The sequence below is a fragment of the Sphingomicrobium marinum genome, from assembly GCF_026157105.1.
In the GTDB taxonomy this organism is placed as follows: domain Bacteria; phylum Pseudomonadota; class Alphaproteobacteria; order Sphingomonadales; family Sphingomonadaceae; genus Sphingomicrobium; species Sphingomicrobium marinum.
The window spans coordinates 410,421-429,368 of the sequence record NZ_JANPVQ010000001.1 but is presented as its reverse complement, the minus strand read 5'-3'; the positions used below and the strand labels follow the sequence as shown (position 1 = coordinate 429,368).

Sequence of the window (18,948 nt, the reverse complement as noted above, 5' to 3'; positions counted from 1 at the left end):
CGGGAGCGAAGGCCCGCGCGTGCCCCGCGCGGGCCTTTTTTTCTTAGAGCGCCTGTACGGCGGCGCTGGAGCCCTAAAGCTTTTCGGTAAGCTCGGGCACCACGGTGAACAGGTCCGCCACCAGGCCGATGTCGGCGACCTGGAAGATCGGGGCCTCTTCGTCCTTGTTGATCGCCACGATGACCTTCGAATCCTTCATGCCGGCAAGGTGCTGGATCGCGCCCGAAATGCCGATCGCGATATAGACTTCTGGCGCCACGATCTTGCCCGTCTGCCCGACCTGGTAATCGTTGGGGGCATAGCCCGCATCGACTGCGGCGCGGCTGGCACCCACGGCTGCACCGAGTTTGTCGGCGAGCGGATCGAGCAGCTTGTGAAAATCCTCTTCCGACCCGAAGGCGCGGCCACCTGAAACGATCACACCCGCGCTGGTGAGTTCGGGACGATCGCCCTCGCTGAGCTGCGCCGAGACGAACTCGCTCTTGGGGCTGTCGCCGCCCGCGTCGATGCTTGCGACGCTGCCAGATCCACCCTCAGTGGCGGCCTTTTCGAACGCGGTACCGCGCACGGTGATGACTTTCTTGGCATCGTTCGATTTAACCGTCGCGATGGCGTTACCCGCATAGATCGGGCGCTTGAAGGTGTCGTCCGATTCGACCGCGATGATGTCGCTGATCTGCGCAACATCGAGCTTTGCCGCGACGCGCGGCGCGATGTTCTTGCCGGTCGTCGTTGCGGGCGCGAGAAACGCATCATGGCTGTCCATCGCGGCGATCACTATGGGGGCGACGTCCTCGGCCAGCTGGTGTTCGAGGTGCGCGCCATCGGCCACGTGGACCGTGCCGACGCCATCGATCTTGGCGGCGGCATCGGCGACTCCGCCGACATCCTTGCCGACGACAAGCAGATCGACATCGCCCAGCGCCTTGGCGGCGGTGACCGTAGCGAGGGTGGCGTCCTTTACGACGGCGCCATCATGTTCGACGAGTACGAGCGTCTTCATTTAGGCGACTCCCAGATCTTTGAGTTTGGCGACCAGTTCATCGACACTGTCGACCTTGTCCCCGGCTTCGCGCTTGGGCGGTTCAGCGACGTTGAGCGTTTCGAGACGCGGCGAGATATCGACGCCGTAATCGCTGGGCGACTTGGTATCGAGCGGCTTCTTCTTGGCCTTCATGATGTTGGGCAGCGAGGCATAGCGCGGCTCGTTGAGGCGAAGGTCGGTGGTGACGACGGCGGGCAGTTGGAGCTTCACCGTTTCGAGACCGCCGTCGACCTCGCGGGTGACGCTGACCGCGCCGCCATCGGGTTCGACCTTGGAGGCAAAGGTGCCCTGCGGCCAGTCGAGCAGCGCCGCCAGCATCTGGCCGGTGGCATTGCTGTCGTCATCGATCGCCTGCTTACCAAGGATGACCATATCGGGGCCCTCTTCCTCGGTGACCTTGGCGAGCAGCTTGGCGACGCCGAGCGGTTCGACATTCTCGTCGGTTTCGATGAGGATCGCGCGGTCGGCGCCCATCGCCAGCGCGGTGCGCAGCGTTTCCTGCGCCTTTGCCGGGCCGATCGATACCGCAACGATTTCTTCGGCCTTGCCCGCTTCTTTGAGGCGGATGGCTTCCTCGACGGCGATTTCATCGAAGGGGTTCATGCTCATTTTGACATTGGCGAGATCGACGCCCGAGCCGTCCATTTTGACGCGCGGCTTGACGTTATAATCGATCACCCGTTTGACGGCGACCAGCAGTTTCATGAAGGTGCTCTCCTGAAGAAAATCTGGGTGCGATATGCTTAACCAATCAGCGCGCGTCAAATAGGCAAAGTTCCGTAGGGGCAGAAGAGCATGATTATCGCACCGCTTCCGCCTCAACCCGTACCGATCACGATTGCGTAGTGCCCGGGGAGAGTCGGCCGCTCGACGCAACGAATTGCCGCGCCCCGCCGTTCAGCCCACATGAGCGTGCACCAGAGCCAAGGTGAATTCGGACACATCCAGAGCGTCGCCGACATTCTGGAATGCCTCCACCAGATCGGGGAGGAGCATGGCTGCGTCAGCGTCGGCGATATGGCCGATGCCTTCGGGACGCGGACCTATGCGCCCTTTCTGATCGTGCCCGCATTGCTCGAGCTCACCCCTTTGGGCGCGGTGCCCGGCGTCCCCACGCTGCTCGCCGTGACCGTCGCGATTTTCGCCTTCCAGATGCTGTTGGGGCAGGACCATATCTGGATACCCGACATCATCGAAAACCAGCGGATCGCTGGCGACAAGCTCAAGAAGGCATCCGAGAAAGTCGAAGGTATCGGCGAATTCATGGATCGCCTCTTCCACAAGCGCCTGAAGGGCCTCACCAGCGGCATCTTCATCAAGCTGGCGGCTGTGGTGGTAATCGCGTTGTGCTTCGCCGTCCCGCCGCTCGAATTCCTGCCGTTCGCCAGCGCGGGCCCCATGCTGGCCATCGTCTTCATCGGGCTGGCGCTACTGGTGCGCGACGGCGTGCTGCTGCTGCTGAGCGTCAGCATGGGCCTCGCGGCCATCGCGTGGGGGCTAAGCCAGTTGCTGGGCGGCGGCGGCTAGGCCGCTCAGGCCGCCTGCTTTACCTGTGCGACGATCTTCTTGGCGGCATCGCCAAGGTCGTCGGCAGCGATGATCGGCAAACCCGAATTGGCCAGCACTTCCTTGCCCTCGGCGACCTTGGTGCCTTCGAGGCGCACGACCAGCGGCACATCGAGTTCGACTTCCTTGGCCGCCGCGACGATTCCTTCGGCAATCGTATCGCAGCGCATGATGCCGCCGAAGATGTTGACGAGCACGCCTTTGACCGCGGGATCCGACAGGATGATCTTGAAGGCAGCGGTGACTTTTTCCTTCGAAGCGCCGCCGCCGACGTCGAGGAAGTTGGCGGGGAAGGCGCCATTCAACTTGATGATGTCCATCGTCGCCATGGCAAGGCCCGCGCCGTTGACCATGCAGCCGATATCGCCGTCCAGTTTGATGTAGGCGAGGTCGTATTTCGACGCTTCGACTTCCATCGGGTCTTCTTCGGTGAAGTCGCGCAATTCTTCGATGTCCGGGTGGCGGAACATCGCGTTGCCGTCGAAACCGACCTTGGCGTCGAGAACGAGAAGATCATCGCCCGAGACCGCAAGCGGGTTTATTTCGATCTGCGAGGCGTCGGTGGCGACGAACGCCTTGTAGAGCGATGCGGTGACCTTGGCAGCCTGCTTGGCAAGCGCGCCTTCGAGCCCGAGCGCCGCGGCGACCGAGCGGCCATGGTGCGGCATCAGGCCGGTCGCCGGATCGATGGTGAAGGTGTGGACCTTTTCGGGCGTGTCGTGCGCGACCTGCTCGATATCCATACCGCCTTCGGGGCTTGCGACGATGGCAATGCGGCCGCTGGCGCGATCCACCAGCAGCGCGAGATAGAATTCCTCGTCGATATCGACGCCGTCGGTGACGTAGAGGCGCTGGACTTCCTTGCCTTCATCGCCGGTCTGGATGGTGACGAGCGTGTTGCCCATCATGTCGCTGGCATGTTCGCGCACCTCGTCGATCGACTTGGCAAGGCGGACGCCGCCCTTGCTGCCTTCGGGAAGCTCCTTGAAATGGCCCTTGCCGCGGCCACCGGCATGGATCTGCGCTTTCACCACCCACAGCGGCCCCGGCAGCTTCTCGGCGGCGGCGACCGCTTCGTCGACGCTCATGGCGGCGTGACCGGCGGGCACGGGCGCGCCATATTTCGCGAGCAGTTCCTTGGCCTGGTATTCGTGGATGTTCATGAAAGCGTCCTCGGCAGAATCAAAAGTTCGCTGCGCCCTTAAGCATATCGAGGTGACGAGGAAAAGGCGGCTTTGCTACCAAGGCGGGCGTGACCGCCGATTCTCCCAAGCGAAAGATCATTCACGTCGACATGGACGCGTTCTTTGCGAGCGTGGAGCAGCGCGACAATCCCGAACTGCGTGGGCGTCCGGTGGCGGTTGGCGGGGGTCATCGCGGGGTGGTGGCGGCGGCTTCCTACGAAGCGCGCGAATATGGCGTGCGCTCGGCCATGCCCTCGGTCACAGCCAGACGGCGCTGCCCCGACCTTATCTTCGTCAAACCGCGGTTCGACGTGTACCGCGAGGTGAGCCAGCAGATCCGCGCCATTTTCGCGCACCACACCGACAAGATCGAACCGCTGAGCCTCGATGAAGCCTATCTCGACGTGACCGAGGACCGCCACGGGCTGGGCAGCGCGAGGGCGATCGCCGAGGATATCCGCGCGCGCATCAAGGCCGAAACCGGTCTCACCGCGTCGGCCGGCGTGTCCTACTGCAAGTTCATCGCCAAGCTGGCCTCCGACCAGAACAAGCCCGACGGCATCTGCGTCATCCCGCCCGCCAAGGGCCCCGTCTTCGTCGCAACGCTGCCGGTCAAACGCTTCCACGGCATCGGCCCCAAAACCGCAGCCAAGATGGAAGGGCTCGGCATCCACACGGGCGCCGATCTTGCCAGCTGGCCGCTCGAGGACCTCGAAGCGCGCTTCGGTTCATCGGGCCGCTGGTACTACCGGATCAGCCGCGGCATCGACGAGCGCGAGGTAAAATCGCGCCGCCAGCGCAAATCGGTGAGCACCGAAGACACATTCGGCGCCGACCTGATCGAACACGAGCCCCTCGCCGCCGAGTTGGAGCGCATCGGCACGCGCACCTGGGAACGCGTCGAGAAGGCCGAGTTTGTCGGGCGGACGGTAACGCTCAAGGTCAAGTTCTCCGATTTCACCATCATCACCCGTTCGAAAAGCTTCGCCGGACCCGTCGATTCGCAGGCGCTACTTCTGCAGACCGGGCAGGACCTGCTTGCCGCGCTCATGCCGTTGAACAAAGCGGTGCGATTGCTGGGGCTTGGGGTGCATTCGCCGGTAGAATCGCCGGAAAGTTGCCCAAAGCAACTGGGACTCGCTTTTTAGGTAACTTTCTGTTATATAATGGCAACAGAGCCGGCGCGGTCACGTGTCGGCGCTTTCATACAGGACTTATCCTTAGCTGGAACCACGACCGGACATCGCTGTTGGGGGGCGACGACATACCGGACACAATCGTGCCAGCGAGCAAAAGCGAAAGGCATTTATACATGGCAAGCAAGGCGCTCAGCTTCGACGTTGGCGATTATGTCGTTTACCCCAAGCATGGTGTGGGCAAGGTTATCGAACTGCAGGAAACCGAAATCGCGGGCACCCAGCTCGAACTTTACGTCCTTCGTTTCGAGAAGGAAAAAATGACCCTTCGCGTCCCCGTCAACAAGGCGGAATCGACCGGCATGCGCAAGCTGTCGAGCGACAAGGCGATGAAGGACGCGATGGAAACATTGAAGTCCAAGCCGAAGGTCAAGCGCACCATGTGGTCGCGCCGCGCGCAGGAATATGAAGCCAAGATCAATTCGGGCGATCTCATCCTGATCGCCGAAGTGACCCGCGACCTGTTCCGCGCCGACGACCAGCCCGAACAGAGCTATTCGGAACGTCAGATTTTCGAAGCGGCCTCGAGCCGCCTCGCCCGTGAACTCGCGGCGATGGAAAAGACCGACGAGCCGACCGCATTGAAGAAGATCATCAAGGTTCTCGACGACGCCGCGAAGATCTGGAACGCGGAAAAAGAAGAGGCTTAAGAGCTCTTTCGACACGAAATTGAAGGGCGCTGCGTCGGGGGGACGCGGCGCCCTTTTTCTTTGCCCCCTTGCAGGCGCATCCGTCCTACTGTATTAGATATGCAATACAGAATATGAAAGGGTGAGTCTGGAAATGATCAAGCAATCTCTCATCGTCCTGGCCGCGCTGCCGCTGGCTGGCTGTTTCGATATCATGGAAGCTCGCGACCCGGGTCCGATGGGCGAAGTGAGCGAAGCAGTCGCCGACTTCCAGCGCCTGTCGGTCGGCGGTGCCTATGACATCGTGATCCAGACCGGGCAGGAGCCTTCGCTCAACATGGAAGGCCCGGAGAATATGCTGGCCGAAACCGAGATCGTCCAGGACGGCGATCTTCTCACCATCCGGCCCAAGGACGGCAATTGGAATTGGAAAGGCGATGAGGGCGTGAACATCCTCATCACCGTGCCGATGGTGAACGAAGTCAAGGTGTCGGGCGCCAATGAAGTGGTGATCGACAAGGTCGAAGGCGCGAGCTTCGAAGGTCGCGTTTCGGGCGCCGGTGAAATGCGCATCGCCGATGTCGACGTGGAAATGCTCGATCTGGGCATCTCGGGCGCAGGCGACCTTGAAGCACGCGGGACCGCGGCCATGCTCAAGGTCGGCATTTCGGGTGCCGGCGGGTTCAAGGGTGCAAACCTCGTTGCCGAAAACGCCGACCTGCGGGTCAGCGGTGCCGGATCGATGGATGCCAACGTCACCGGCACCGCAGACGCCCGCGTTTCGGGCGCCGGCAGCATCAACATTACCGGCGGCGCGACGTGCAACTCCTCGACGTCAGGCGCCGGTTCGGTGAACTGCGAATAGCGGTTATCGACAAATTCACCTTTCGGGGCGATGGTGGCGACCATGAAAGCCATCATCGCCCTTTTGCTATTGATCAGCGGCGCCGCCGCATCGGCGGAAACGCGCAACTTCACCGTCACCACTTTTGACCAGCTGATAATTCGCGGCGCGGTCGATGTGCATGTCGAAACGGGCGTTGCGCCTTATGCCCGCGTGATCGGCCCGGCGCGTGCCATCCCACAGATCGAGATCGAACAGACGGGCCGTATCATGACGGTGAGCGTCAACCGCTCGGCATGGGGGGCCAACCCGACCGATGGCGGCGACCCCCTGCGCATCGAGATCGGCACCCCCTCGCTCGACCGCGCCAGCGTGAACGGGCCGGGGCGCCTGCGCATCGAACGCATCGAGGTCGACGAATTCTCGCTCATCCTTGGTGGATCGGGTCATGCTGAAATCACCGCGATGGACGTCGAACGTCTGACGGTCGGTCTGGCGGGTGCAGGCAGCATGCGACTGGCGGGCGAAACGCTCGAGGCAAAGGTGCTCGTTCGCGGCCTGTCGTCGCTCCAGGCCAATGATCTCAAAGTGCGCGACCTCAACCTGACCGTCGATGGCAATGGAATGGTGCAGATCACGGCGACGAATTCAGCCGAGTTGCAAACGCGCGGCGCGGGTGACATCGCGCTACAGGGACGCCCCGCCTGCACGCTCAACATCGAAGGCCCGACCCGCATCAGCGGCTGCGAAGTGCGCGAAGGCTTCGGCCGCAACCGCCGCTAGACGAGCGACAGCGCCGCCAGCTTCCCGTAAAGCCGGGGCGGCAGTTCGGCGATACCGCTATCATCGGCATCGGTGCCCGGCGCGTCCGCTTCTTCCAGGTAACGCCAGCCCTGGTGCGCGCGCTTGGGCTTGGCCGCCACCACTTCCAAGCGATCGGAGCAGACGATGTCCCAGCGCCCGTCACTGCGATGGTCGAAGCGCAGGATCCTCGATCGCGCCACGATCCGGTGCTTGATGATCCAGTGGAGCGCACCGCCATCGACGGCCTCTTCATGGCGCCGCGGCCGCCGCTTGGTCACCAGCCGGACCTCGCCATTGCGGGCGCGCGCCGCGATACGCTTTTCCAGCGTCGGCAGCGTCTTGGCGCCGTAGGCAACCTTGGTGAGATGAACCGGCATTGCCTATAAACTGGCGTCACTGCAGCGCAGTTTCAATGCAGGCCGAGGGCTGGCTTAGAGCAGGACGGCGCTGGCCAGCCCGAGAAACGCGAAGAACCCCATGGTGTCGGTAACGGTGGTGACGAACACGCTGCTCGCCACCGCGGGATCGGCGCCGAAGCGGTCGAGCGCCACGGGAACCAGCACGCCCGCCATCCCGGCGATCAGGATGTTGAAGAGGATCGCGGCGGCGATCACCGCGCCCATTGCCGGATAGAGGAAGATCGACACGCCGATCCCCAGGATCACGGCGATGGTGATGCCGTTGAGCATCGCCACTTGGAACTCGCGGCCGACCGTGCGCCAGCGGTTTGCGCCGGTCAGCTGGTTGGTGGCAAGCGCGCGCACCGTGACCGCAAGGCTTTGCGTCCCCGCATTGCCGCCAAGCGCCGCCACGATCGGCATCAAAGCCGCGAGGATGGCCAGTTCGGCAATGGTCCCTTCGAACATCGCGATGACGAAGGTTGCGATCAGCGCGGTACCAAGGTTGGCGATCAGCCAGCGCACGCGTTCGCTGTAGGCTTCCGCGATGCTTTCGTTGATGTCGCCTTCGCCGGCACCGGCCAGCAGCAGCGTATCCTCACCCGCTTCTTCCTGGACGATGTGGACGATGTCATCGACCGTGATCATGCCCACCAGCCGACCGTTCTCGTCCACCACCGCGGCCGAAATCAGCCCGTATTTCTGGAACTTCAGCGCCACCTCTTCCTGGTCCATGTCGACCGGGATCAGCGTCTGTTCCTCCTGCATGATATCGGTGATCGGGACGGCACGCGGGGTGCGCAGCAGCGTGGAAAGCTTGGTAGTCCCTACCGGCCGATGCTGCGGACCAACCACGAAGATTTCCCAAAAATCGCTCGTCAGGTCTTCGTCCGACCGCAGGTAATCGATGACCTGCCCGACATGCCAGTGTTCGGGCACCGCGATGAGGTCGCGCTGCATGAGGCGACCGGCCGATTCTTCGGGAAAGGTGAGCGCTTCTTCGACCGCCGCACGGTCATCTGGCTCCATCGCGTCAAGGATGGCGCGCTGGTCGTCATCGTCGAGATCCTCGAGCACCGCGACCGCATCGTCGGTATCCATCTCGCCGGTGAGTTCGGCGGCGACCGCAGGGTCCATCTCCTCGATGACGACCTCACGGACATAGTCGTTCATCTCGGCATAGACTTCGGCGTCGACTTCGTGACCGAGCGCGGTGATCAGCCGCGCGCGGGTTTCCTGGCTGACCACTTCGATGAGGTCGGCGACGTCCGCCGGGTGGAGCGGTTCGACGAGGTCGCGGGCGCGCGCATCATCGCCGGCTTCGACCGCCTCGATGACCTGTTTGACATATTCCGGAAGGAGGCGGTCTTCCTTGTCGTGGATGCCGTCTTCCTCTGGGGGAATCGTATCGGTCTCGGCCATGATCGTCCCCCTTCGCGATGCCACGCGTCTACCTAGGCGCAAAGCCCCCGGTGGCGCAACGGGTCAGCAGCCGCTACATCCCGTCGCGAACGATCACGTAACCAAGGAGCCTTTCATGGGCGATACGCTTACCCTCACCCTTTCCACCGGCGGCGATGTCGTCATCAAGCTGCGCCCGGACCTGGCACCCGGCCATGTCGAGCGCATTACCAAGCTTGCCGAAGACGGCTTCTACGACGGCGTGGTCTTCCACCGCGTCATCCCCGGCTTCATGGCGCAGGGCGGCGATCCGACGGGCACTGGCACGGGCGGTAGCAAGCTTCCCGACCTCAAGGCCGAGTTCAACGACGCGCCGCACGTGCGCGGCACCTGTTCGATGGCGCGCACGCCCAATCCGGACAGCGCAAACAGCCAGTTCTTCATCTGCTTCGACGATGCCCGCTTCCTCGACAACCAGTATACCGTCTGGGGCCAGGTCGAGAGCGGCATGGAGCATATCGATGCCTTGCCGACGGGCGAACCGGTCCAGAATCCCGGCAAGATTGAAAAGGCGACGGTCAGCTGATGAGCTCGCCTGTCACGCTTATCACCGGGGCCTCTGCCGGTCTCGGCGTCGACTTTGCGCGCGAATATGCAGCGCGCGGGCATCGGCTGGTATTGGTAGCGCGGCGTGAGGACCGCTTGCAGGAAGTGGCAGACGAGGTCGGCAATGCCCGGATCGTCGCGATGGACCTGTCCGAAAAGGATGCCGTGGCGCTGCTGATGACGCAGCTACATATGGCGGGCGAGCATGTCGACGTGCTGATCAACAATGCCGGTTTCGGGCTGGTCGGGCGCTTCCACGAACTGGACGGCGAACGCCAGCGCCAGATGATTGACCTCAACATCGGGGCCTTGACCGACCTCGCGCATGCCTGCCTCGGCGGCATGGTGGAGCGCGGCCGCGGCGAGATCATGAATGTCGCATCGGTCGCCAGCTTCCAGCCGGGCCCCGGCATGGCGGTTTATTTCGCCACCAAGGCTTATGTGCTGAGCTTCAGCGAGGCGCTGCACGAGGAAGTGAAGCCGCATGGCATCAAGGTCAGCGCGCTCTGCCCGGGGCCGACCTCGACCGAATTCGGCAAGGTGGCGGGGTTTGGCGGCAACAAGGCCGTCGACAACCTGGCCGCCAAGTCGATCGACGTGGTGAAAGCGGGGATCGCCGGCCTCGATGCCAACAAGGCGGTCGTGGTGCCCGGGATGACCAACAAGATGAGCGCGCAGGCGCACCGCATCTTCCCGCGCTCGACGCTCCGCAAAATCGTGAATCTGATCAAGAAATAGGTGAAGTATTGGTGCAACGCACAATCGCACTTGCAAAATTCATTGTGCGTTGCAATAAAGAACGGGCCAGTAACATGGCACCTCTCCTGACTGGGCCTGGCGCACTGCGCCGGGCCCTTTTTTTGTCTGCAAAGCGTACCACATTGAACTTCAACCCGCCGTGCACCGTTACGGCGATGAGAATTCCAAGGAGTGACGATGGTCGACGCCGAAACCAAACCCGGTAAAGTTCAAGTTGCAAGCCTCCCCCCCGGCGATAGCGGTCGCGGGCTGGCGCGCGTGCCGCTTTCGCTGATGCGCGAGATGGGGCTCAATGACGGCGACATTATCGAGATTTGCGGCAAGCGCGCGACGCCTGCCGTTGCGGTGCGCCCCTATCCCGATGACGAGGGCCTCGACATCATCCGCATCGACGGGCTGCAGCGCCATAATGCGCAGGTCGGCGCCGGCGATTTCGTGACCATCGCCAAGACCAGCTCGGTCGCCGCCAAGTCGGTCGTGCTCGCCCCAGCCCAGCCGCATGTGCGCCTGCAAGGTTCTTCCGCAGCGTTGCAGCGCAGTTTTGCCAATCGTCCGATGAAGATGGGCGATCTTGTCGCCACGGCTGGCCAGCAGCGCGTCAACCAGGAAATGCCCGAGCAGCTTCGCCGCCTGCTCAACGCGCCGGCGTTCGCGCTGCAGGAAATCCGTTTAAAAGTCGTCTCAACCAAGCCCGATGGCATCGTCCACATCGATGCCAATACCGAGGTCAGCCTTCTTCCGGTGGGCGACGCCGCCACCCCCGATCCGCGCAGTGCGGTGACCTATGACGATCTGGGCGGAATGTCGGGCACCATCGATGGCCTGCGCGAAATGGTCGAGCTGCCGCTGCGCCACCCCGAACTGTTCCAGCGACTTGGCGTCGATCCGCCCAAGGGTGTGCTGCTGCATGGCCCGCCCGGAACTGGCAAGACGATGCTGGCGCGTGCGGTCGCCAATGAAAGCGACGCCAAATTCTTCCACATCGCAGGGCCTGAAGTCATGGGCTCGGGCTATGGCGAAAGCGAGAAAAAGCTGCGCCAACTGTTCGAGGAGGCGGCCAAGGAAGCCCCGTCGATCATCTTCATCGACGAAATCGACTCGATCGCGCCCAAGCGCGACCGCGTCGCCGGCGAGGCCGAAAAGCGCCTCGTCGCACAGCTGCTGACCCTGATGGACGGGGTCGAACCGCGCCAGAACACGGTCATCATCGCCGCCACCAACCGGCCCGAAGCCATCGACGAGGCGCTGCGCCGCCCCGGCCGCTTCGACCGCGAAATCGTGATCGGCGTCCCCGATGAAAACGGCCGACGCGAAATCTTCGGCATCCACACGCGCGGCATGCCGCTCGGCGAGGATGTCGATCTCGACGCGCTGAGCAAGCGCACCCACGGCTTTGTGGGCGCCGACGTTGCCGCGCTGACGCGAGAGGCGGCGCTCGAGGCCGTTCGGCGTATCATGCCGAAGCTTAACCTAGAAGACGACACGATTCCGGCAGAAGTGCTCGACAACCTCTCGGTCAATCTCGACGATTTCCAGGAAGCGCTCAAGCGCGTCCAGCCGTCTGCCATGCGCGAAGTCATGGTCTCGATCCCGCAGACCACTTGGTCGGATATTGGCGGCCTTGACGATGCCCGCGATAAGCTGCGCGAAGGTATCGAACTGCCGCTCACCCATCCCGACGCGTTCAAGCGGCTTGGCATCCGCCCTGCCAAGGGCTTCATGCTCTATGGGCCGCCGGGCACCGGCAAGACGCTGTTGGCGAAGGCTACCGCGCGCGAAAGCCACGCCAACTTCATTTCGGTCAAGTCGTCCGACATGTTGTCCAAATGGTACGGCGAAAGCGAGCAGCAGATCGCCCGCCTGTTCGCGCGCGCCCGTCAGGTCGCGCCGACGATCATTTTCATCGACGAAATTGACAGCCTCGTCCCCGCGCGCGGTGGCGGTCATGGCGAACCGCAAGTCACCGAACGCGTGGTCAACACCATCCTGTCCGAGATGGACGGGCTCGAAGACCTCAACAATGTCGTCCTGATCGGCGCCACCAACCGGCCCAACCTGGTCGATCCCGCGTTGCTGCGACCCGGCCGCTTCGATGAGCTGATTTACGTCGGCCCGCCGACCTATGAGGGGCGCCTCCGCATCCTTCAGATCCACACCCAAAATATGCCGCTGGCAGACGATGTCGATCTGGAAGAATGGGCGAAAAAGACCGAGCGCTTCACCGGTGCGGATCTTGAGGACCTGACCCGCCGCGCGGGCCTGATCGCGCTGCGACGCAACGATGAGGAGCCCAAGGTGACGCGCGCCGATTTCGAAGCCGCGCTGGGCGATACCGGTGCATCGGTCACCGAGAAGATGATCGAGGAATATGCCAAGATCCAGGCCAACCTGAAATCGGACGCGGTGCGCCCGACGGCAGGGATCGGCTTCCATATTCCGAGTGTCGACGGCGAGCGCTAGGCCAGCTTTCGCCAGCCCCACAATACGACGCCGACCAGCAGGACCGCACTCGCCGCGAAAGGCAGGTGCGGTTCGAGCTGATAGGCGACGATGCCGAGCGTGGGAGCGGCCACGAACGCGACGCCGTTGGCCGATGTCACGACCCCCGCGACCCCGCCTTGTTCGCGCAGCGGGACGGCAATGCTCGCGCCCCCGGTGAAGCCGGGACGGATCAGACCGAAGCCAAGATGTTGGCAGGCAAAGCCGAGCACGATGCCGTACAGCGTGTCGGCCAGCATCGTACCGACCATTCCCACCGCCGCGATCGAAGAACCTGCGAGGATCAGGGTGCGCGGTCCCCAGCCGAGGCGCGGAATAATCCCCCACTGCGCGCCCAGCGTCGCCACCGCGCCCGCCAACATGACCAGCGCGATCGATTGTTCGGACCCCACCGGGTCGAGGCCCAGCCGGTCGATCGTGAAAAAGCCGATTACCGACAGGATCGCCGCCATCGCATGGTTCGTGACGACACCCGCGAGTATCCATGGCCGGATGCGCGGGTCGCTCCATCGCATGCGTTCGGGCAGTTCGCTGGTTGCCGCCTTGATGCTAGCCCCTGTCGGCGTCGAGGCGAGCGAGGGATAGCTCATCGCCGCGCCGCGCCCGTGCGCGCCCTGGTCGTTGGGCAGCCAGCGCAACACCGCCAGCATCACCGCGATGCCAAAGCCGGTGAAGACGAACAGCGGGCCGGAAAGGCCGACGAAGGGCAGCACGAACAGCGGCGCCAGCGCCGGGCCGATGATCGTCCCGAGGCTGAAGCTGCTGGTCAGCCCGGCGAGCGCCTTGACCCGCGCCGTGCGCCGGGTCTTGGCGGCAAGATAGGCCTGCGTCGCGCTCGGCGTGGCGCAACCAAAGATGCCGTAGAGCGCGCGCACGATGCCGAACAGCAAGAAGGTCAGTGCCGGCGCAATCCAACCTTCCAGCCCCGCCCACAGGACAAAAGCACAGAGCAGCGACGACAGCGTGAATCCTGCCCCGACGCCCAGGATGATCAGCGGCTTGCGTCCATGGTGATCGCTCTGCCGCGCCCATCGCGGGGCCAGGACGACCCATAGCACCGCCGAAACCGAAAAGGTCAGCGCGACATAGATGTCAGGGGCGCCCATCGCGCGCCCGATCGCGGGCATGACCGATTGCAAGGCGGTGTTGCCAGCCGCACTGACCAGCATGGCAGCGTAGAGCAAGATGAACTGGCGGCTCGTCAGCGCGCTCCCCGCAATGGGGCCGATAGCGCTCAATCGTCGCCTAGCGGGAAATTGAGGCGGCGAGAGACGGTGTAATCCATCGTCGTCACCATGAAGTTGGACAGGCGCCACATGATGCGCCGCCACAGGCTTGCGCGCTCCTTGTATACCTGCCGCGTGATCTCTTCGGCGTCCTTCAACTCGGCATCGACATAGGCGCGAAACTTGTCCGCGACGTCGGCGTCCTTGATCCGCAGCATCAATTCCATGTTGATGAAAAGGCTACGGAAATCGAAGTTCGACGAGCCGATATATACGACGTCGTCGACGATCGCGAGCTTGGTGTGGAGCTTGCACGGCTGGTATTCGAAGACCCGCACGCCCTTCGCCAGCAGCTGGCCATAAGTGTGCCTTGCCGCCGCAATGGTGGCGTTATTGTCCGACTTGGCTGGCGTGACGATCCGCGCTTCGCCGCCGCGATCGGCAACGCGCCATAGCCGGCGTTTGATTGATTTGGGCGGCGAGAAATAGGCAGCGATGATGTCGACCTTCTTGGCCTTCCAAAGATCGCGCACATAGTCGGTGGGCCACGGCGTCTGCCGCGGCCAGGGGCCCGACAGCTTCCACTGCAGCGCGCCATCGATCTGGCTATATTCGGCAACGATGTCGCTAAGTTCGCCGAACCGGCGCTTGTTGCTATGGGCGAAACCCCAAAGCGCATCGACATAGTCGCCCAGGTACGCCGCCTGCGGCCCATCGAGGCGCAGCCACACGTCGCGCCAGCACGTCTCATGGTCATCGGACAGGTAATCGTTCGCCAAGTTCGCACCGCCGACCAGGCAGCTTTGGCCATCTACGACAACGATCTTCTGGTGGTTGCGCAGGAAATAGCGCCGCCCGAAGGACGGGTTCATCTTGTGAACCTTGCCCCCCGCAGACGTGATCGGCGCGAAGAACTCTTCTTCGTCCTTGAGATCGATCAACCCGAACCCGTCGATCATGATCGTGATGTCGACGCCGCCCTTGCCCGCATCGACGAGCGCATCGCGGATCTGCATGCCGCGATCGTCGTCCGCCATGTCATAGAATACCAGTTGCAGGCGTCTTTTTGCGCTCGCGATCATGTCGAGAATGAGCTCGAGCCGCTCCGCTCCGCCAGTGACGAGGCGACCCTGGTGGCCGTCCACCTCGAAACTGAAACCTGACGGATGATCGTGCATGCCAAGCGTCATGGAGCCTTGGGCAAGGCATGACAAGCGATTGACTCTTGCCCCGCGCATCCCTATCTCGCCCATTCGAATTTCCGCCCATTTTTCTAAAGGAAAAGCGGCCCATGGCACGCGTTACCGTCGAAGATTGCGTCGACAAGGTCCCCAACCGGTTCGATCTGGTCCTGCTGAGCGCCCAGCGCGCTCGCCAGATTTCGGGTGGTGCGGACCTCACCATCGATCGCGATCGTGATAAGAATCCGGTCGTCGCGCTCCGCGAAATTGCCGAGCAGACGATCAAGCCCAAGCATCTCGAAGAAGCCGTCATCATGAGCCTGCAGAAAGTGCAGCTCGACGATGATGACGAGGTTGATGAACTGGCGGGCCTGAGCGAAAGCGCAGAAGCGCTGCGCCTCACCGCTGCCGCACCGCCGCGCCCGACCCCGTCGGCCGCGCCCGCGGACTACGATCCGCGCCGCTAAGGCAGTTCATCTTCGGATAGGAATAGGGCGGCTCCATCGGGCCGCCCTTTCTCGTTGTCGCTCGCGGCGCGCTAGATCTTGCCGTGCCAGCCGTCTTCGCGGCGCACTGCCGCACCCGACCGCCGGTCGAGCCACATCAGGTCTTCGAGATCGAGTTCGCGGCCGTCATGGCTCATCAGCTTGATCCTGCGAATGGGTTTGCCATCGCGCGTATCGGCAAGGATGATGTTGGTCGGGCCATGACCCCAATCCTCTCCCCATTGGCGCAGCGCCACCACCACAGGCAGCAATGCGAGCCCTTTCTCGGTGAGCGAATAGACGACCTTGCGACGATCGTCCGGATCGGGATTGCGCGCCAGCACCCCGCCGTCGACCATCTTGGTCAGCCGGTCCGACAAGATGTTGCGCGCTATGCCCAGCCCGGCCTGAAACTGTTCGAAATGCTGAAGACCGTTGAACGCCCCACGGAGTATCAGGAATGCCCATTTTTCGCCGATCAACTCGATCGCGGCAGGCAGCGGGCAGCGCAGCGCTGCATCCTTGAAATCTTCGATCGACGGCGCCGTTTCGGCGAGGGAGGTGTCAGCCATGCGACAAGCCTTAAACCCGATATTCAATGAAAACTAGTTGCGTTTTGAAATCGGAATTCTTATTAGGTTGTTCATCGCAACTGAAAAGGATTACGTCATGCGCGCCCTGCTCCCGTTCACACTCCTGTTTGTCGCCGCCCCCGCGTTGGCGGGTGCCGCACCGCTCATGAAGGCCACCCCCGAAGCCGGCGCCGAAGGGCGCATCATCACGAAGGGCGCTTCGTGGAACTGCACTGGCGGCGACTGCAAGACCATGTCCGACGCCAGCCGTCCCAACATCCTGTGCGAGCGTCTCGCCAAAGAAGTCGGCAGGTTGGCCAGCTTCTCGGTCAACGGGCGAGCAATGGACCAGACTGCCCTCGCCAAGTGCAACGCCAAGGCCAAATAGTTTTTTGCACTTGCGAAGAGACCCCTCGTGACCCCATCTTGTAGGGGATGTTGAGACAATATGAACTCGTCGAGAAGGTCCGGGCCTATGACCCGGAGGCTGACGAAGCGCTGATCAACCGCGCTTACGTCTTCTCGATGAAGGCGCACGGCGCGCAATTGCGCGCTTCGGGCGACCCGTATTTCAGCCACCCGATCGAAGTGGCCGGCATCCTCACCGACATGAAACTGGACGATGAAACCATCGTCACCGCGATCCTCCACGACACGATCGAGGATACGGTCGCCACGCCCGAGCAGATCAAGAACCTGTTCGGCGAGGAGGTGGCGCGTTTGGTCGATGGCGTGACCAAGCTCTCCAAGGTCGAAGCGATGACCGAGAGCGAGCGCGCGGCGGAAAACCTGCGCAAATTCCTGCTCGCGCTGTCGGGCGACATCCGCGTCTTGCTGGTGAAGCTGGCCGACCGGCTCCACAACATGCGCACGCTTCATCACATCCCCAGGGAAGAGAAGCGCCGCCGCATCGCGCGCGAGACGATGGACATTTATGCCCCGCTCGCCGAGCGCATCGGCATGTACGAGATGATGAAGGAGATGCAAACGCTCGCCTTCCAGCAGCTCGAACCCGATGCCTATGCCTCGATCACGCGCCGGCTCGAACAGCTCCATTCATCGGGCGGCGATGCGATCAATCGTATCGGACTCAACCTTCAGCTCCATCTTTCCGATCATGGCCTCGAAGCCGAGGTCACGGGACGCGAGAAGCATCCCTATTCGATCTGGAAGAAGATGGCCGAGCGGCACATCAGCTTCGAGCAATTGTCCGACGTGATGGCGTTTCGCGTGATCGTCGAGGATGACGCCGACGTCTACCGCGCGCTTGGGCTCATCCACCAGCGCTGGCCGATGGTACCGGGCCGCTTCAAGGATTTTATTTCGACCCCCAAGCGTAACGGCTACCGCTCGCTCCACACCACCATCATCCACGACAGCAATATGCGCATCGAGGTGCAGATACGCACCCGCGCGATGCACGAACAGGCCGAACGCGGCCTTGCTGCCCACTGGGCCTACAAGGAGGGCAAGCCTGCCGCCGACATGCAGGTGCCCTGGATCAACGATCTCGTCGAAATCCTCGATCATGCCGACGATCCCGACGAGCTGCTCGAACATACGCGCATGGCGATGTACCAGGATCGCATTTTCGCCTTCACGCCGAAGGGCGAGCTCATCCAGCTGCCAAAAGGCGCGACGCCGGTCGATTTCGCCTACGCGGTCCACACCGATCTTGGTGACCAGACGGTCGGCGCCAAAGTGAACGGGCGCGTGGTTCCATTGCGCACCCCGCTCGAAAATGGCGACCAGGTCGATATCCTCGCCTCGGAATCGCAGCACCCGCAGCCCAGCTGGCTGCGCTTCGTGGCGACCGGAAAGGCGCGCTCGGCGATCCGCCGCTTCGTGCGCCACAAGGAGCGCGACGAGAATATCGAGCTTGGCCACAAGATCTTCGACGACATCGTGCAGCGCATCGACGGCAAGCTGCCCGCCAAGCCGCTGCGCGAGGCCGCCGACCGGCTGATGCATGGCGATGAAGACGCGCTCCTCATGGCGGTCGCGCGCAAGAAACTGACCGACGAGGCGGTAATGGAGGCCGTTCTGCCGGGATCGACCACCGAGCGTACCGGGCTGCTGCGCCGTCGCCGCAAGAAGGACAAGATGCCGGGCCAGCAGTCGGCCATCTCGATCAAGGGGCTCACCCCCGGCGTCGCCTTCCACCTGGCCGAGTGCTGCCACCCCATCCCGGGCGACCGTATCGTCGGCGTGCGCGGCGATGATGAGGCGATCGACGTCCACGTCATCGGCTGCGACAAGCTCGCTTCGGGCGAAGATGCCGACTGGATCGATCTTAGCTGGGGCGAGGAAACCGATGGCGGCACCGCCAAAATCGCGATCATCCTGCGCGATGTTGCAGGTGCGCTCGGCGAGATGGCGGGGATCCTGGGCGCGCGCGACGCCAATATCGTCAATCTCCATCTCGAAAACCGGGACGGAAGCTTCCACACCTTCCACGTCGACGTGGAATTGCACGACCTGGCCCACCTGCACGCGATCATCGCCGCGCTTCGCGCCAGCGACGTGGTGAGCCAGGCCGAGCGTATCTAGGCG

The 18,948-nt window shown here is 63.0% G+C and carries 19 protein-coding genes; 11 read left to right on the top strand and 8 right to left on the bottom strand.

The window, feature by feature from the left end; all coding sequences use genetic code 11:
- Positions 1-73 precede the first annotated feature (73 nt).
- Positions 74-1,003: an electron transfer flavoprotein subunit alpha/FixB family protein gene (locus NUX07_RS02175; protein WP_265528481.1), complete on the bottom strand. Its 930-nt coding sequence runs from the start codon at positions 1,001-1,003 to the stop codon at positions 74-76.
- Positions 1,004-1,750, bottom strand: coding sequence for an electron transfer flavoprotein subunit beta/FixA family protein (locus NUX07_RS02170; protein ID WP_265528479.1), 747 nt, complete (start codon positions 1,748-1,750; stop codon positions 1,004-1,006).
- A gap of 201 nt (positions 1,751-1,951) precedes the next feature.
- On the opposite strand from NUX07_RS02170, the gene NUX07_RS02165 reads away from it, so the two are divergent.
- The gene (locus NUX07_RS02165) at positions 1,952-2,572 is read left to right on the top strand and encodes an exopolysaccharide biosynthesis protein (RefSeq protein WP_265528478.1); all 621 of its coding nucleotides are present in this window, start codon (positions 1,952-1,954) and stop codon (positions 2,570-2,572) included.
- A gap of 5 nt (positions 2,573-2,577) precedes the next feature.
- Here NUX07_RS02165 and sucC read toward each other — a convergent pair whose 3' ends face one another.
- On the bottom strand, positions 2,578-3,774 hold the full coding sequence (gene sucC, locus NUX07_RS02160) for an ADP-forming succinate--CoA ligase subunit beta (RefSeq protein ID WP_265528476.1): 1,197 nt from the start codon (positions 3,772-3,774) through the stop codon (positions 2,578-2,580).
- An 89-nt stretch (positions 3,775-3,863) separates the two neighbouring features.
- On the opposite strand from sucC, the gene dinB reads away from it, so the two are divergent.
- The 4 genes from dinB (at position 3,864) to NUX07_RS02140 (ending at position 7,247) form a co-directional block, all read left to right on the top strand.
- Positions 3,864-4,943 carry a DNA polymerase IV gene (gene dinB, locus NUX07_RS02155; RefSeq protein ID WP_265528475.1) on the top strand — a complete coding sequence of 360 codons (1,080 nt, stop codon included), beginning with the start codon at positions 3,864-3,866 and terminating at the stop codon, positions 4,941-4,943.
- Positions 4,944-5,107: 164 nt separating this feature from the next.
- Entirely contained in the window at positions 5,108-5,641 is a 534-nt protein-coding gene (locus NUX07_RS02150) for a CarD family transcriptional regulator (RefSeq protein WP_265528473.1), read from the top strand.
- Positions 5,642-5,774: 133 nt separating this feature from the next.
- Complete coding sequence (locus NUX07_RS02145) at positions 5,775-6,485, top strand: head GIN domain-containing protein (RefSeq protein ID WP_265528471.1); 711 nt, start codon at positions 5,775-5,777, stop codon at positions 6,483-6,485.
- Between the two features lie 42 nt (positions 6,486-6,527).
- Positions 6,528-7,247, top strand: coding sequence for a GIN domain-containing protein (locus NUX07_RS02140; protein ID WP_265528469.1), 720 nt, complete (start codon positions 6,528-6,530; stop codon positions 7,245-7,247).
- On the opposite strand, the gene NUX07_RS02135 is transcribed toward NUX07_RS02140, so the two are convergent.
- The gene (locus tag NUX07_RS02135) at positions 7,244-7,645 is read right to left on the bottom strand and encodes a DUF1489 family protein (protein ID WP_265528468.1); all 402 of its coding nucleotides are present in this window, start codon (positions 7,643-7,645) and stop codon (positions 7,244-7,246) included. The genes NUX07_RS02140 and NUX07_RS02135 overlap by 4 nt on opposite strands.
- 54 nt (positions 7,646-7,699) lie before the next feature.
- On the bottom strand, positions 7,700-9,088 hold the full coding sequence (mgtE, locus tag NUX07_RS02130; protein ID WP_265528467.1) for a magnesium transporter: 1,389 nt from the start codon (positions 9,086-9,088) through the stop codon (positions 7,700-7,702).
- Positions 9,089-9,203: 115 nt separating this feature from the next.
- On the opposite strand from mgtE, the gene NUX07_RS02125 reads away from it, so the two are divergent.
- The 3 genes from NUX07_RS02125 to NUX07_RS02115 all read left to right on the top strand — a co-directional run bounded on the left by NUX07_RS02125 (position 9,204) and on the right by NUX07_RS02115 (position 12,892).
- Positions 9,204-9,653 (top strand): peptidylprolyl isomerase, encoded by a 450-nt coding sequence (locus tag NUX07_RS02125; protein ID WP_265528466.1) that lies wholly within the window; start codon positions 9,204-9,206, stop codon positions 9,651-9,653.
- Positions 9,653-10,411, top strand: coding sequence for an SDR family NAD(P)-dependent oxidoreductase (locus NUX07_RS02120; RefSeq protein ID WP_265528465.1), 759 nt, complete (start codon positions 9,653-9,655; stop codon positions 10,409-10,411). The genes NUX07_RS02125 and NUX07_RS02120 overlap by 1 nt, the downstream gene beginning before the upstream one ends.
- 198 nt (positions 10,412-10,609) lie before the next feature.
- Positions 10,610-12,892: a CDC48 family AAA ATPase gene (locus NUX07_RS02115; protein WP_265528464.1), complete on the top strand. Its 2,283-nt coding sequence runs from the start codon at positions 10,610-10,612 to the stop codon at positions 12,890-12,892.
- Here the strand turns inward: NUX07_RS02115 and NUX07_RS02110 are convergent.
- Both NUX07_RS02110 and NUX07_RS02105 read right to left on the bottom strand, forming a co-directional pair.
- A complete protein-coding gene (locus tag NUX07_RS02110) occupies positions 12,889-14,169 on the bottom strand; it encodes an MFS transporter (protein ID WP_265528463.1) in 1,281 nt (426 codons plus the stop codon). The genes NUX07_RS02115 and NUX07_RS02110 overlap by 4 nt on opposite strands.
- Positions 14,166-15,335, bottom strand: a complete 1,170-nt coding sequence (locus tag NUX07_RS02105; protein WP_265528461.1) for a phospholipase D-like domain-containing protein — start codon at positions 15,333-15,335, stop codon at positions 14,166-14,168. The genes NUX07_RS02110 and NUX07_RS02105 overlap by 4 nt, the downstream gene beginning before the upstream one ends.
- Before the next feature lie 113 nt (positions 15,336-15,448).
- On the opposite strand from NUX07_RS02105, the gene rpoZ reads away from it, so the two are divergent.
- Entirely contained in the window at positions 15,449-15,805 is a 357-nt protein-coding gene (rpoZ, locus tag NUX07_RS02100; protein WP_265528460.1) for a DNA-directed RNA polymerase subunit omega, read from the top strand.
- Positions 15,806-15,876: 71 nt separating this feature from the next.
- On the opposite strand, the gene NUX07_RS02095 is transcribed toward rpoZ, so the two are convergent.
- Positions 15,877-16,395 (bottom strand): winged helix-turn-helix transcriptional regulator, encoded by a 519-nt coding sequence (locus NUX07_RS02095; RefSeq protein WP_265528458.1) that lies wholly within the window; start codon positions 16,393-16,395, stop codon positions 15,877-15,879.
- A 97-nt stretch (positions 16,396-16,492) separates the two neighbouring features.
- On the opposite strand from NUX07_RS02095, the gene NUX07_RS02090 reads away from it, so the two are divergent.
- The gene (locus tag NUX07_RS02090; protein ID WP_265528456.1) at positions 16,493-16,783 is read left to right on the top strand and encodes a CC_3452 family protein; all 291 of its coding nucleotides are present in this window, start codon (positions 16,493-16,495) and stop codon (positions 16,781-16,783) included.
- A gap of 47 nt (positions 16,784-16,830) precedes the next feature.
- A complete protein-coding gene (locus NUX07_RS02085) occupies positions 16,831-18,945 on the top strand; it encodes a RelA/SpoT family protein (protein ID WP_265528454.1) in 2,115 nt (704 codons plus the stop codon).
- The last annotated feature ends 3 nt before the right edge of the window (positions 18,946-18,948 follow it).

Excerpts from the sequence above, each read along its gene's own strand:
- NUX07_RS02175 (WP_265528481.1), bottom strand. The coding sequence starts at position 1,003 with ATGAAGACGCTCGTACTCGTCGAACATGATGGCGCCGTCGTAAAGGAC.
- NUX07_RS02170 (WP_265528479.1), bottom strand. The coding sequence starts at position 1,750 with ATGAAACTGCTGGTCGCCGTCAAACGGGTGATCGATTATAACGTCAAG.
- NUX07_RS02165 (WP_265528478.1), top strand. The coding sequence starts at position 1,952 with ATGAGCGTGCACCAGAGCCAAGGTGAATTCGGACACATCCAGAGCGTC.
- sucC (WP_265528476.1), bottom strand. The coding sequence starts at position 3,774 with ATGAACATCCACGAATACCAGGCCAAGGAACTGCTCGCGAAATATGGC.
- NUX07_RS02150 (WP_265528473.1), top strand. The coding sequence starts at position 5,108 with ATGGCAAGCAAGGCGCTCAGCTTCGACGTTGGCGATTATGTCGTTTAC.
- NUX07_RS02145 (WP_265528471.1), top strand. The coding sequence starts at position 5,775 with ATGATCAAGCAATCTCTCATCGTCCTGGCCGCGCTGCCGCTGGCTGGC.
- NUX07_RS02140 (WP_265528469.1), top strand. The coding sequence starts at position 6,528 with ATGAAAGCCATCATCGCCCTTTTGCTATTGATCAGCGGCGCCGCCGCA.
- NUX07_RS02135 (WP_265528468.1), bottom strand. The coding sequence starts at position 7,645 with ATGCCGGTTCATCTCACCAAGGTTGCCTACGGCGCCAAGACGCTGCCG.
- mgtE (WP_265528467.1), bottom strand. The coding sequence starts at position 9,088 with ATGGCCGAGACCGATACGATTCCCCCAGAGGAAGACGGCATCCACGAC.
- NUX07_RS02125 (WP_265528466.1), top strand. The coding sequence starts at position 9,204 with ATGGGCGATACGCTTACCCTCACCCTTTCCACCGGCGGCGATGTCGTC.
- NUX07_RS02120 (WP_265528465.1), top strand. The coding sequence starts at position 9,653 with ATGAGCTCGCCTGTCACGCTTATCACCGGGGCCTCTGCCGGTCTCGGC.
- NUX07_RS02115 (WP_265528464.1), top strand. The coding sequence starts at position 10,610 with ATGGTCGACGCCGAAACCAAACCCGGTAAAGTTCAAGTTGCAAGCCTC.
- NUX07_RS02105 (WP_265528461.1), bottom strand. The coding sequence starts at position 15,335 with ATGCACGATCATCCGTCAGGTTTCAGTTTCGAGGTGGACGGCCACCAG.
- rpoZ (WP_265528460.1), top strand. The coding sequence starts at position 15,449 with ATGGCACGCGTTACCGTCGAAGATTGCGTCGACAAGGTCCCCAACCGG.
- NUX07_RS02095 (WP_265528458.1), bottom strand. The coding sequence starts at position 16,395 with ATGGCTGACACCTCCCTCGCCGAAACGGCGCCGTCGATCGAAGATTTC.
- NUX07_RS02090 (WP_265528456.1), top strand. The coding sequence starts at position 16,493 with ATGCGCGCCCTGCTCCCGTTCACACTCCTGTTTGTCGCCGCCCCCGCG.
- NUX07_RS02085 (WP_265528454.1), top strand. The coding sequence starts at position 16,831 with ATGTTGAGACAATATGAACTCGTCGAGAAGGTCCGGGCCTATGACCCG.